The 13258-nt window shown below is 65.8% G+C and carries 12 protein-coding genes; 1 reads left to right on the plus strand and 11 read right to left on the minus strand.

The window, feature by feature from the left end; genetic code table 11:
• Positions 1-174 precede the first annotated feature (174 nt).
• The 10 genes from pyrF to CH268_RS17450 form a co-directional block, all read right to left on the minus strand.
• Complete coding sequence (gene pyrF, locus CH268_RS17405; RefSeq protein ID WP_032382081.1) at positions 175-1005, minus strand: orotidine-5'-phosphate decarboxylase; 831 nt, start codon at positions 1003-1005, stop codon at positions 175-177.
• Complete coding sequence (carB, locus tag CH268_RS17410; protein ID WP_094665255.1) at positions 1002-4343, minus strand: carbamoyl-phosphate synthase large subunit; 3342 nt, start codon at positions 4341-4343, stop codon at positions 1002-1004. Before carB ends, pyrF begins: the two co-directional genes overlap by 4 nt.
• Entirely contained in the window at positions 4343-5584 is a 1242-nt protein-coding gene (carA, locus tag CH268_RS17415; RefSeq protein WP_371828006.1) for a glutamine-hydrolyzing carbamoyl-phosphate synthase small subunit, read from the minus strand. The genes carB and carA overlap by 1 nt, the downstream gene beginning before the upstream one ends.
• The gene (locus tag CH268_RS17420; protein WP_027496983.1) at positions 5470-5976 is read right to left on the minus strand and encodes a PH-like domain-containing protein; all 507 of its coding nucleotides are present in this window, start codon (positions 5974-5976) and stop codon (positions 5470-5472) included. Before CH268_RS17420 ends, carA begins: the two co-directional genes overlap by 115 nt.
• A gap of 4 nt (positions 5977-5980) precedes the next feature.
• On the minus strand, positions 5981-7297 hold the full coding sequence (locus CH268_RS17425) for a dihydroorotase (protein ID WP_094665257.1): 1317 nt from the start codon (positions 7295-7297) through the stop codon (positions 5981-5983).
• Positions 7294-8262, minus strand: coding sequence for an aspartate carbamoyltransferase catalytic subunit (locus CH268_RS17430; RefSeq protein ID WP_094665259.1), 969 nt, complete (start codon positions 8260-8262; stop codon positions 7294-7296). The genes CH268_RS17425 and CH268_RS17430 overlap by 4 nt, the downstream gene beginning before the upstream one ends.
• A complete protein-coding gene (gene pyrR / locus CH268_RS17435; protein WP_027496980.1) occupies positions 8259-8846 on the minus strand; it encodes a bifunctional pyr operon transcriptional regulator/uracil phosphoribosyltransferase PyrR in 588 nt (195 codons plus the stop codon). The genes CH268_RS17430 and pyrR overlap by 4 nt, the downstream gene beginning before the upstream one ends.
• Positions 8847-8987: 141 nt before the next feature.
• On the minus strand, positions 8988-9542 hold the full coding sequence (gene nusB / locus CH268_RS17440) for a transcription antitermination factor NusB (protein WP_032365740.1): 555 nt from the start codon (positions 9540-9542) through the stop codon (positions 8988-8990).
• Between the two features lies 1 nt (position 9543).
• A complete protein-coding gene (gene efp, locus CH268_RS17445) occupies positions 9544-10107 on the minus strand; it encodes an elongation factor P (protein ID WP_027496978.1) in 564 nt (187 codons plus the stop codon).
• A 76-nt stretch (positions 10108-10183) separates the two neighbouring features.
• The gene (locus CH268_RS17450; RefSeq protein WP_094665261.1) at positions 10184-11275 is read right to left on the minus strand and encodes a M24 family metallopeptidase; all 1092 of its coding nucleotides are present in this window, start codon (positions 11273-11275) and stop codon (positions 10184-10186) included.
• Between the two features lie 115 nt (positions 11276-11390).
• Here CH268_RS17450 and CH268_RS17455 point away from each other — a divergent pair, with 115 nt between their 5' ends.
• Positions 11391-12041, plus strand: coding sequence for a B-4DMT family transporter (locus CH268_RS17455; protein ID WP_027496976.1), 651 nt, complete (start codon positions 11391-11393; stop codon positions 12039-12041).
• A gap of 101 nt (positions 12042-12142) precedes the next feature.
• Here CH268_RS17455 and aroB read toward each other — a convergent pair whose 3' ends face one another.
• Complete coding sequence (gene aroB / locus CH268_RS17460; RefSeq protein ID WP_094665263.1) at positions 12143-13255, minus strand: 3-dehydroquinate synthase; 1113 nt, start codon at positions 13253-13255, stop codon at positions 12143-12145.
• Positions 13256-13258 lie beyond the last annotated feature (3 nt).

Below are 13258 nucleotides of genomic sequence, written 5' to 3' on the forward strand. Positions count from 1 at the left end.
GAGCGACCGGTCCGATCAGGATCGGTACGCCGCTCATCGGTAGGTGCCTGCCGAGGACCATCCGTGCAGGGATTCCCGGTCGATTCGCATTGTCGTCGGCAGCGTTAGCGACCGTACCGACGACGGGCGCTCACCGCTAACCCACCCCCACACGCTCGCCGACGCGACCATGGACTATGCGAGACCCGCTTCGATCTCGTCACGCAACTGGGTCGCCGCCGCACGCAACGCCGTCACCGACGGACCCGCCGCCAGCACACTCCGAGAAGAGTTCGGCAACAGCAGCTCTCGGCAATCACGGAAGATCTCTGCCAGATCGTTCACCGTGGCACCCTGGGCACCCAGGCCGGGCGCGAGCACCGGCCCGCGATAGCCCGACAGATCGAGGCCGTGATCACGGGTGGCCCCGACCACCAGGCCCACCGTGTCTGCATCGACACGGTTGCGCGCAGCCGCCGCGTCGACGATCGACTGCGCAACGGACCCACCCGTCGACATCGACGCGTGTTGCAGCGCGGAGCCCTCCGGATTCGACGTCCGGGCAAGGACGAACACGCCGCGGTCGTGAGCGACAGCTCGGTCGATTGCCGCACCCAACGAGTCGAACCCCAGGTACGGCGACACCGTGACGGCATCGGACGACAACGGAGAACCCGGCTCCAGCCACGCCTGCGCGTACGCATCCATCGTCGTTCCGATATCGCCGCGCTTGGCATCGGCGATCACCAACGTGCCTGCGTCCCGCAACACCCCGACAGTGCGCTCGAGAACCGCATAGCCGGCCGAACCGTACGACTCGAAGAACGCCACCTGAGGCTTGACGACAGCCACCTCACCGACGAACGCCTCCACACACAGCTCGGCGAAGACCTCGAGACCGTCCGCCGAGCGCGGCAGGTCCCACGCCTCGAGCAGAGCCGGATGCGGATCGATGCCGACGCACAGCCGACCGCGCGCGGCGACCGCTGCCCGGAGCCGGTCCGACCAACTGTGGTGATGACTCACGGCAGAACCAGGCCTTCCTTCAGACCCGCATGCAGATCCTGCAGGGAACGAACACCGATTCCACCGGCGATGGCGGCCTCGATGCCCTGCACTGCGGCCGACGCACCCTGCACCGTGGTGATGCACGGAATGTTCTGCGCCACAGCGGCACTACGGATTTCGTAACCGTCGACGCGGGGACCGGAGTTACCGTACGGGGTATTGATGACCATCGCGATGTCGCCGGCCAGAATGCGGTCGACGATCGTCTGCTCACCCTCCGGGACATCCTCGCCCGACTGCTTGTACACCTGCTCGCACTTGATTCCGTTGCGCCGCAACACATCTGCGGTTCCTTCGGTGGCCAGGATGTCGAACCCGAGATCGGCGAGTCGTTTCACCGGGAAGATCAACGAGCGCTTGTCCTTGTTCGCCACGGATACGAACACCGCGCCACCGGCGGGCAACGATCCGTATGCGGCGGTCTGGCTCTTGGCGAAAGCGGTACCGAAATCGAAGTCGATTCCCATGACCTCGCCGGTGGACTTCATCTCGGGGCTGAGCAGTGTGTCGACGCCGGTTCCGTCTGCGCGGCGGAACCTGTTGAACGGCAACACCGCTTCCTTGACGGCGATAGGAGCTCCGGCCGGGACGGTGCCACCGTCTCCGGTCTCCGGCAGGATTCCCGCCGTCCGAAGTTCGGCGATGCTCTCCCCCAACATCACTCGGGCGCAGGCCTTCGCCAGCTGCACGGCCGTCGCCTTGGACACGAACGGCACCGTCCGGCTGGCCCGAGGGTTGGCCTCAAGGACGTACAGGATGTCGTCCTTGAGGGCGTACTGCACGTTCAGCAGGCCTTGAACACCGATTCCCTTCGCGAGGGCTTCGGTCGATCGACGCACGTTCTCCAGGTCGGTCTTGCCGAGCGTGATCGGCGGCAGCGCACATGCGGAGTCGCCGGAGTGGATGCCGGCCTCCTCGATGTGCTCCATGATGCCGCCGATGTACACCTCGGTGCCGTCGCACAGCGCGTCGACGTCGATCTCCACGGCATCTTCCAGGAACCGGTCGACCAGCACCGGTCGGTCGTCCGAGATCTCCGTCGCGTTGGAGATGTAGGTCGCCAGGGATGCCTCGTCGTAGACGATCTCCATACCGCGTCCGCCCAGCACGTACGACGGGCGCACCAGCACCGGGTAACCGATTCCTGCGGCGATCTCACGGGCCCCGTCGAACGTCGTCGCGGTGCCGTACTTGGCTGCCGGCAGTCCTGCCGCGTCCAGTACCTTGCCGAACTCTCCGCGGTCCTCGGCGAGGTCGATGGCCTCGGGCGAGGTTCCGACGATGGGTACGCCTGCGGCTTTCAGTCGCTTCGCCAGACCGAGCGGGGTCTGTCCGCCCAGCTGCACGATGACTCCACGAACCGTGCCCGACGCCGCCTCTGCTCGGTAGACCTCGAGCACGTCCTCGAACGTCAGCGGCTCGAAGTACAGGCGGTCGGCGGTGTCGTAGTCGGTGGAGACGGTCTCGGGGTTGCAGTTGACCATGACCGTCTCGTAGCCGGCCTCGGACAGCGTCAGCGCCGCATGCACACAGCTGTAGTCGAATTCGATGCCCTGACCGATCCGGTTGGGACCGGATCCGAGGATCAGGACCTTGGGCCGGTCCGGCTGCGGGGCAACCTCGGTCTCGGCTTCGGGGTCGAGCTCGTAGGTGCCGTAGTGGTACGGGGTCTTGGCCTCGAACTCCGCCGCACAGGTGTCGACAGTCTTGTAGACCGGGTGCACACCGAGCTCGTCGCGCAGCGCCCGCACACCGTCCTCACCGTCGAGTTCGGGGCGCAGAGCGGCGATCTGACGATCGGACAGACCGTGGTACTTGGCCTGACGCAGCAGCGCCTCGTCGAATTCGGCCGCCTCGCGAACCTGGACGCCGAGTTCGTGGATCTGCTGGAACTGGTCGAGAAACCACGGGTCGATCTTGGTCGCCTCGAACAGCTGCTCGAGGGTGGCACCGAGAGCGAAGGCCTTCTCGATCCCGTACATCCGACCGTCCTGCGGAACTGACAGGTCCTTCAGCAATGCGTCCAGACTTTTTGCCTCGACCTCGGGGCCGGTCCAGTAGCCCGCGCGCTTGGTTTCGAGCGAGCGCATCACCTTGCCGAAGGCCTCGGTGAAGTTGCGGCCGATGGACATCGCCTCGCCGACGGACTTCATCGTCGTGGTCAGCGTGCCGTCGGCACCGGGGAACTTCTCGAACGCGAATCGCGGTGCCTTGACCACCACGTAGTCCAGCGTCGGCTCGAAGCAGGCCGGCGTCTCCTTGGTGATGTCGTTGACGATCTCGTCGAGGGTGTACCCGATGGCCAGCTTGGCGGCCATCTTGGCGATCGGGTAGCCCGTGGCCTTGGACGCCAGAGCCGACGAGCGTGACACGCGCGGGTTCATCTCGATGACGACCAGTCGGCCGTCGGCCGGATCCATGGCGAACTGGATGTTGCAGCCACCGGTGTCGACGCCCACCTCGCGCAGGATGTCGATGGAGAGGTCGCGCATCTTCTGGTACTCGCGGTCGGTCAGCGTCATCGCGGGCGCAACGGTGACCGAGTCACCGGTGTGCACGCCGACCGGGTCGACGTTCTCGATGGAACAGACGATGACCACGTTGTCGCGGCCGTCACGCATGAGCTCGAGCTCGTATTCCTTCCAGCCGAGGATGGACTCCTCGATCAGCACGTTGGCCGTCGGGGAGGCCGCCAGGCCGCCGCCGGCGATCCGGGTCAGATCCTCGTCGTTGTAGGCCAATCCCGAACCGAGCCCACCCATCGTGAACGACGGCCGGACGACGACCGGGAAACCGAGCTCGGCGACGGTCTCGCGTACCTCGTCCATCGTGTAGCAGACGGCCGACTTGGCGGATTCTCCACCGACCTTGGCGACGATGTCCTTGAACTTCTGTCGATCCTCGCCGCGCTGGATCGCGTCGAAGTCGGCACCGATCAGTTCGACGCCGTACTTGGTGAGAATGCCCTGATCGTGCAGAGCGACAGCTGCATTGAGAGCCGTCTGTCCGCCCAGGGTCGCGAGCACGGCCTGGATGGGGTGGCCCTGCTCGGCCTCGCGAGCGAAGATCTTCTCGATGAACTCCGCGGTGATCGGCTCGACGTACGTCGCGTCGGCGAACTCCGGGTCGGTCATGATCGTGGCCGGGTTCGAGTTGACGAGGCTGACCCGCAGGCCTTCCTCACGAAGCACTCGACACGCCTGGGTACCGGAGTAGTCGAACTCGCAGGCCTGGCCGATGACGATCGGGCCGGATCCGATGACCAGGACGTGGTTCAGGTCTGTGCGGCGTGGCATTACTTCTTCTCCTGAAGGACGCTGGTGAAACGGTCGAAGAGGTAGGCGGCGTCGTGCGGGCCGGCCGCGGCCTCGGGGTGGTACTGCACCGAGAAGGCGCTGCCGCCGATCAGCTCGACGCCCTCGACGGTGCCGTCGTTGGCGCAGGTGTGGCTGATTCGTGCTCGACCGAAGTCGGTGTCGAATTCCTCGCCGGCTTCACCTTCGAGTGCGAACCCGTGATTCTGCGCGGTAATCGCGATGCGACCGGTGGTGTGCTCGATGACCGGGATGTTCATGCCGCGGTGGCCGAACTTCATCTTGTACGTGCCGCGACCCAGTGCCCGCCCGAAGATCTGGTTGCCGAAGCAGATGCCGAACAGCGGCAGCTCTCGTTCGAGTACCTGCCTTGTCAGCGCGACACTCGTGTCTGCCGTGGCCGGGTCTCCCGGGCCGTTGGACAGGAACACACCGTCCGGGTTCAGTTCGAGAACCTGCTCGATGCTGGTGTTCGACGGCACCACGTGCACGCGGATACCGCGCTCGGCGAACATTCGCGGAGTGTTGGTCTTGATGCCGAGATCGACTGCCACGACGGTGAATCGAGCGTCGCCGGTCGGTTCGATGGTGTACCCGGCACCGGTGGTCACCTCGCCGGCGAGATCCGCGCCGAGCATGGACTGCTGACCGGTCACCTGCTCGAGCATCTCTTCAGAGGTGCCGAGGGCGTCGCCCGAGAACACTCCCGCCCGCATCGAACCGCGCGTACGCAGGTGCCGAACCAGGGCACGCGTGTCGATTCCGGCGATGCCGACGACGTTCTGCGCCTCGAGCTGGTCTTGCAGCGTTCCGGTCGAGCGCCAGCTCGACGTCCGGCGCGCTGGATCTCGAACGACGTAACCGGCGACCCAGATCTTGTTGGGATCCTGGGCACTGGCCGCCTCGCCGTCCTCCTGGTTCCAGCCGGTGTTGCCGATCTGCGGAGCCGTGGCCACCACGATCTGGCGGTGGTAGCTCGGATCGGTCAGCGTCTCCTGGTATCCGGTCATACCGGTGCAGAAGACGGCTTCGCCGAGCGTGCGCCCCTGGGCCCCGAACGTGGTGCCGCGGAACGTCCGGCCGTCCTCCAGAACAAGAACTGCGCTGCTCACGCGGTTTCCTCCTTGGTTTCTCCGGTGAAACCCTCTGTCCACACCGGGTAGATCTGCTTGTCGTCGGCCCTGAAGCCGGTGTCTATCTCGGTCCCCGTCGGCAACTCCCATCGGATCACCAGGAGACCGTCCTTGGTCATGACCTTGCCTGCGAGTCCGCGCTCGGTACGGATCGCCCGGATCGATTCGTTCGGAATCCAGATGGGTGACTCGCCGTCCCGATCGAGGAGGATTCCCTTCTCGTGTCGTGACAGCTCGCCGGTGGCGCGGTGGCCGATGTCGCCCACGGCGATCCGGTCCTGCCAACTCGGCGCAATGGTGCTGCCGACGTAGAGCCCGGTGGCCGGCTGGATTCGGTTGGCACCCAGGTCGTCCGGCACGGCCGGGAACTCGCCGATGCGTCCTTCCTGACGCTTCTGACGCCCGCGCCAACCCCAGAAGATCAGCGCGATCATCAGCGCCCAGAACAGGATGAAGCCGATGACGATGAGAACTCTGTCCACGGCTCTACTCCCCTGCCCTGTTCGCCACGACTCCGTCGCGGACGGTGATACGTCCACGGAAGACGGTCGTGGTCACCTTGGACGAGAAGCTCATGTCCTCGAACGGTGTGTTGTGTGCGACGCTGGCGAGCTTCTTGCCCGACACCGTCCAGTCGGCCTTCGGATCGACCAGCGTCAGGTTGGCGATCTCGCCCACCTCGATCGGACGGCCCTGATCGGCCAGGCCGACGATCTCGGCCGGACGTTCGCTCATGACCCTCGCCACACCGCGCCAGTCCAGCAGACCCGGGTTCACCATCGTGTCGACGACGATCGACAGCGCGGTCTCCAGTCCGAGCATCCCGGGCCGGGCGATGGAGAACTCACAGCATTTGTCCTGCTCGGCATGCGGTGCGTGATCGGTTGCCACGCAATCGATCACACCGTCGGCCAGTCCCTTGCGCAACGCGTCCACGTCGGACTTCTCGCGCAACGGCGGGTTCACCTTGTTGACGGCGTCGTACGTCTCCAGACGCGAGTCGTCGAGGAGCAGGTGATGGGGCGTCACCTCGGCGGTGATCGAAATACCCTGCCCCCGAGCCCATTCCAGCAGCTCGACGGTGCCGGCAGTGGAAGCATGGCAGATGTGTACGCGCGCATTCGCATCCCGAGCGAGCAGGGCATCACGCGCAACGATCGATTCCTCGGCGGCACGGGGCCATCCGGTGAGACCGAGCCGGGCGGCGTTCGGACCCTCGTGAGCGACCGAACCGACGGTCAATCGTGGCTCTTCCGCATGCTGGGCGATCAACACTCCGAGCGAACTCGAGTACTCCAGTGCGCGACGCATGATCAGTGGGTCGTCGACGCAGTGGCCGTCGTCGGAGAACATCTTGACCCGACCGACCCCGGCTGCCATCGTGGCCATTTCGGCCAACTGCTTGCCTTTCAGCCCCACGGTGACGGCTCCGACGGGGTGGACATCGACGAGTCCGACTTCCTGTCCGCGGCGCCACACATGGTCGGTCACGACGACCGAATCCGCGACCGGCGAGGTGTTGGCCATGGCGAACACGGCGGTGTACCCGCCCAGAGCGGCTGCGGCGGAGCCGGATTCGATGGTCTCGGTGTCTTCCCGACCGGGCTCCCGCAGATGGGTGTGCATGTCGACGAAGCCGGGCAGCAGAACCTGGCCGCGCGCCTCGACCACGTCGGCACCGTCGGCGTCGACGTCGGGCCCGATCTCGACGATCTCCTCGCCCGTGATCAGGACGTTCGTTTCGGGGCCCTCGCCGTACAGCAGGACTCCACGCAGCAGTACAGACGGTGCTGGAGCGGTCATGATGCTCCCCCGTCCGAACCGACCAGCAATCGGAACAGGACTGCCATCCGCACGTGAACTCCATTCGTAACCTGTTGCAAAACTGCAGTTTTGGGCGAGTCGGCCACCGAGGACGCGATCTCCATACCGCGCAGCATCGGCCCCGGATGCAGCACCACGGCGTGCTCGGGCAGCAAGTCGAGTCGGCGCTGCGAAAGCCCGTACGTGATCGAGTACTCCCGCGCCGACGGAAAGAACCCGCCGTTCATCCGCTCGGCCTGCACCCGAAGCATCAACACCGCGTCCAACCCGGGTAGCTCGGCATCGATGTCGTGCGAGACCCGAACCGGCCAGCCCTCGACACCGACCGGCAGCAGAGTCGGCGGCGCTACCAGCACGACGTCGGCTCCGAGGGTGGACAGGAGAATCGCATTCGATCGCGCTACCCGGCTGTGCAGAACATCGCCGACGATCGCGATCCGGCGACCGGCGATATCGCCGAGGCGTTGCCGAACCGTCAGGGCGTCGAGTAACGCCTGTGTGGGGTGTTCGTGGGTACCGTCGCCCGCATTGATGACCGCAGGACCGCCACCGGCGGAACGACCATCGAGACCAGCGCCTTGGTCGGCGGTCCACCGAGCGATCTGGTGCGCGGCACCCGACGCCGGGTGGCGGACGATGAGTGCGTCGGCACCGGCCGCGCGCAGGGTCATCGCAGTGTCGCGGAGGGACTCCCCCTTGGATACCGACGAACTACTGGCACTGACGTTGATCACATCGGCGCTCATCCATTTGCCCGCGACCTCGAACGACACCCGAGTTCGGGTGGAGTTCTCGAAGAAGACGGTCATGATCGTCCGGCCGCGCAACGTCGGCAGCTTCTTGACCTCGCGACCGAGCAGTGCCTGCTCGAAACGCTCGGCCTCGTCGAGCAGTTCGGTGGCGGATTCCGCAGTGAGGTCGGCGACCGACAGCAGGTGTTTCATCGCGTCGATCCTCCCTCGGACAAGCTGACGCCATCCCGCCCGTCGTGCTCGGAGAGCAGCACCGAGACGTCCTCGGAGCGGGCCGTGGGCACGTTCTTGCCCACGTAATCCGCCCGGAGGGGAAGTTCGCGGTGGCCGCGATCGATCAGGACCGCGAGTTGGACGGCGCGAGGGCGTCCGAGATCGCGCAGCGCGTCGAGCGCCGAGCGGACGGTACGGCCGGAGAACAGCACGTCGTCGACCAGAACGACCAAAGCATCGTCGACTCCGCCGGTCGGCACCGAGGTGCGTTCGAGTGGACGGTGCGGTTTGTTGCGCAGATCGTCGCGGTACAGGGTGATGTCGAGCGAGCCGAGCGGGGGCCGCACGCCGGAGAACGCCTCGATACGTTCGGCGAGACGCTCGGCCAGGGTGGTACCGCGAGTGGGAATGCCCAGTAGCACGACACGCGGCGAGTCGGGAGCGTCGAGCGCGGTCTTCTCGATGATCTGGTGAGCCATGCGAGAGATGGTCCGACCTACATCGGCTGCGGACAGCAGCTCACGGACGGCAGAATCGGCGGATGAACTTTCGGGCGCAGGCAAACTACGACCTCCTTCTCCGCCTCTCTGGACGGATCGTTAAAGGATGTCTGGCACTAGAACTGCGTAAAGCCTAGCAACGCTCTGCGAACCGAACCCACCAGGCTCGCAGAGCGTTCGGTCACACTGCCGTGGACGGGTGTGTCACAGATCGGAGTCGACCGTCGCATCGTCCGGGCCTGCGGCCTGGGGACGCGACGACACAGCAGCCGCAGCGGCGCGAACCTGCGGTGCCACGAGCACGATCTGGCCGAGTACACCGTTGACGAAGCCCGGCGAATCGTCGGTGGACAGCTGCTTGGCCAGCTCGACGGCCTCGTCGACAGCAACGACCGGTGGGACGTCGGTGGCGTGGAAGAGCTCCCACACCGCGACCCGCAAGATCGCCCGATCGACTGCGGGCAGGCGACCGATCGTCCAATCCTTGAGATGATCGGCGATCACGCCGTCCAGTCGGTCCAGGTTCTCTGCCACCCCCTCGACCAGCGTGGAGGTGTACTCACTGACCGGTGCGATCGTGTCGTCGCCGCGCGCGAGTTCGATCCGTTCGCTGGTCAGATTCACCGGGTCGACGTTGCGCGCTTCTGCCTCGAACAGGAAATCCACGGCACGCTTGCGGGCCTTGTGGCGCGCACCCAGCTTCTTCGCGCCGGGGACGCCGTTCTGCGAACCGGAGGATGTCGACTTCTTCGATGACACGTTAGGAGTTCACACGCCCGAGGTAGTTGCCGTCACGGGAATCGACCTTGAGCTTGTCGCCGGTGTTGATGAACAACGGCACCGAGATCTCGGCTCCGGTCTCGAGCGTGGCCGGCTTGGTGCCACCGGTCGAGCGGTCTCCCTGCAGGCCGGGGTCGGTGTGCTTGACCTCGAGCTCGACGGTGACGGGAAGCTCGACGTACAGCGGGACGCCCTCGTGCATCGCGACCTGGACGCGAAGGTTCTCGAGCAGGAATCGCGCGCCGTCGCCGACGGTCGCCTCACCGATGGAGAGCTGGTCGTAGGTGTCGGCATCCATGAACACGTAGTCGCTACCGTCGTGGTAGAGGTACGTCATGTCGCGTCGGTCGACCGTTGCGGTCTCGACCTTCACACCGGCGTTGAACGTCTTGTCGACGACCTTGCCCGACAGCACGTTCTTGAGCTTGGTTCGCACGAACGCAGGCCCCTTACCGGGCTTGACGTGCTGAAATTCGATGATCGACCACAGCTGGTTCTCCAGGTTGAGAACCAGTCCGTTCTTGAAATCGCTGGTGGAAGCCACTTGCTTCGCGTCTCCTCAATCGTTTGTGCGCGTGACGCGCCGTCGGTCACGTGCGGGATTCGCTCCCGCCCGCGCGCTAGACGGACGTGAGTTCCTTGCTTGTCAGGGTGAGCAGTTCCGGACCCTCGTCGCGAACGACGAGTGTGTCCTCGATCCGAACGCCGCCGCGGCCGGAGAAGTAGACACCCGGTTCGACGGTGACCGCTGCACCGCTCAGCAGTGTACCGGTGCTCGACTTCGCGATTCCCGGCGCTTCGTGAATTTCGAGGCCGACTCCGTGACCGAGCCCGTGCAGGAAGTACTCGCCGTACCCTGCCTCCTCGATGACCGACCGCGATGCGGCGTCGACCGAAGCGGTCTCGATACCGGGTGCCAGCGCCTCTCGGCCTGCGGCCTGCGACCGCTGCACCAGTTCGTACAGTTCGCGCTGCCACTGCGCCGGCGCACCGATGACGAAGGTCCGCGTCATGTCCGAGTGGTACCCGGCCACCAGCGCACCGAAGTCCAGCTTCACGAAGTCTCCCTCGGCCAGGACGGCGTCAGTCGGGCGGTGATGCGGCACCGCGGAGTTCACTCCGGCGGCGACGATGGTCTCGAACGAGACGGCGTCGGCACCGTGATCGAGCATCAGCGATTCGAGCTCGCGAGCCACCTCACGCTCGGTCCGGCCCGCGCGAATCCCGCCGCCGCTCAGAAGCTCGGCGAGCGCGTCGTCGGCGGCGCGGCACGCGTCTCGAAGCACACCCACCTCGTACTCGTCCTTGACCATGCGCAGCGATTCCACGACTCCCGGCGCACGCACCAGTTCGAGGCCGCCGTCGAGCTGAGCCCACGCACGATGGGCGTCGACCGTGACCACATGACTCTCGAAGCCGACACGGGTGCCGCGACCGGAAATACCGGCACCGAGCAGGTGCAGCGCCGACGCGCGGTCGATCTCTGCGCGCAAATCGGGAACCTGCTCGGCGACCTGGGTGACGTAGCGGCCGTCGGTGCAGATCACTGTTCGCTCGTCACCTCCGGTCGACACGAGCAGCGCGGCATTCGAGCCGGTGAAGCCGGTCAGGTAGCGCACATTGAGCAGGTCGGTGATCAGAATCGAGTCGAGGCCGTCCTGGGTCAACAGCTCTCGCAAGGCACCGCGGCGGGCGCCGAAATCAGCAGACATGTTCCCGACATTACTGGTCGGCCGTCAACGGATCGGGAGCCTCGACTGCGCCGCCCCCACGGCGAACCTGTGGGCCCCGACACACAATCGGCCACGTGCGGATATGCTGTGCCGCATGACTGGGTGGGCAGTGCGTGGCATAGGTATGGCTTTGATCAACGTCGTCGCTCGACTGCTGCTGGGGGCAGCGGTGTCGATGTGGCCTCTGAGCGGTTCGGCGCTGCGATGGGTGGCGTATGCCCTCGTCGTGCTCGTCATCGCCGTCTGGGCCGGCATCGACGGGATCCGCGACCGACGCAGGAACCCCGACCCGGACAAGGGCGAGGACCTGACGATGGTCTGGCTGAAGGCTGCTGTGGTCGGCGGCCTGCTTGCCGGATTGATCAGTTGGATCATCGATTTCTTCGTCGACTTCAGCCTGGGCCAGAACGGACTGATCTTCGAGCTGACCTCGGGCGCAGCGTTCACGATCCTGACGGTGTTCGTCGTCGCGAGCATCGCGATGTTCGTCGGCAGGCAGATCGTCAACCGCGAGGCGAAGAAGAAGTTGGCCACCTCCGACGCCGAGCGAGCACACGAGCGCCAGCTGGTGAACGCGGGCTCGGCCGAGCGGGCGGACCAGGCGGGCACACGGTCGCAGGCCGAACCGCAATGGGCACCCGAGCACGGCGAGGCCGACACCGAGGTGTTCTCGGCTGTCGACGCCGACGGCAAGCCCCGGATGGACAAGCGCGGCAACCGTCACGGGAGCGCCGACGGCTCCTGATCCACGCGGCACACGTCCAACGGGCGGTGGTCGATGCACCGATGCATCGACCACCGCCCGTTGTGTGTTCAAAGCGTGTCGCAGGCGTACAACACCTGGATCTACAACATGATGGCGGAACCACCGGCCGCCGGAGCCTCGCGCCCCACAGCCGAGAAAGCCGCGACGAGCAGAGCCGGGTCCGGGCCCTCGAGTCGACCGGGCTTGGCCAATCCGTCGAGGACGACGAATCGAAGCAGGCCTGCGCGGTTCTTCTTGTCCGTCTGCATTCCCTTGAGCAGATCCGCGAATGCGTGCTCGTCGTAGGTCACCGGCAGACCGATCGATTCGAGAATCGCCCGATGGCGGTCCGCGGTCGCGTCGTCGAGGCGGCCCGCCAGACGACCGAGCTCGGCGGCGAACACGAGCCCGACCGACACCGCGGCTCCGTGCCGCCAGCGATACTGCTCGCGTCGCTCGATGGCGTGGGCGAGGGTGTGCCCGTAGTTCAGGATCTCCCGTAGATTCGATTCCCGCAGATCGGCGGCCACGACCCTGGCCTTGACTTCCACGGACCGTCTGATGAGCTCCGGCAGTACGTCGCCGGTCGGATCGAGCGCCGCAGCGGGGTCTGATTCGATGATGTCCAGAATCACCGGGTCGGCGATGAAGCCGGTCTTGATCACCTCGGCCAGGCCCGACACGATCTCGTTCTTCGGCACTGTCTCGAGTGTCGCGAGGTCGACCAGCACCGCGGCCGGTTCGTGGAACGAGCCGACCAGGTTCTTGCCGGCATCGGTGTTGATTCCGGTCTTTCCACCGACGGCGGCATCGACCATGGCCAGCAGAGTCGTCGGAACGTGGACGATTCGAACGCCGCGCATCCACGTCGCCGCAACGAAACCGGCGAGATCGGTGGCCGCGCCGCCGCCGAGCGAGACGATGGCGTCACTTCTGGTCAGGCCGATGCGTCCCAGCACCTCCCAGCAGAATCCGGCGACCGCGAGGTCCTTGCCGTCCTCGGCGTCCGGAATTTCGATGCGGTGTGCATCGATCCCCTTGTCCGCCAATGCTGCTCGCACTGCTTCGGCCGTCTCGGCCAGGGGTGGCTGATGGAAGATCGCGACCGTCGCGGTTCCGGCGAGCTCGTCGACGAGGTCCGTCAACAGGCCTCGGCCGATGATCACCGGGTACGGGTTGGCACTCTCGACCTGGACGCGTACGGGCTCTGTCATCGA

Source organism: Rhodococcus sp. 06-1460-1B (genome assembly GCF_002258475.1).
Taxonomy (GTDB): domain Bacteria; phylum Actinomycetota; class Actinomycetes; order Mycobacteriales; family Mycobacteriaceae; genus Rhodococcoides; species Rhodococcoides fascians.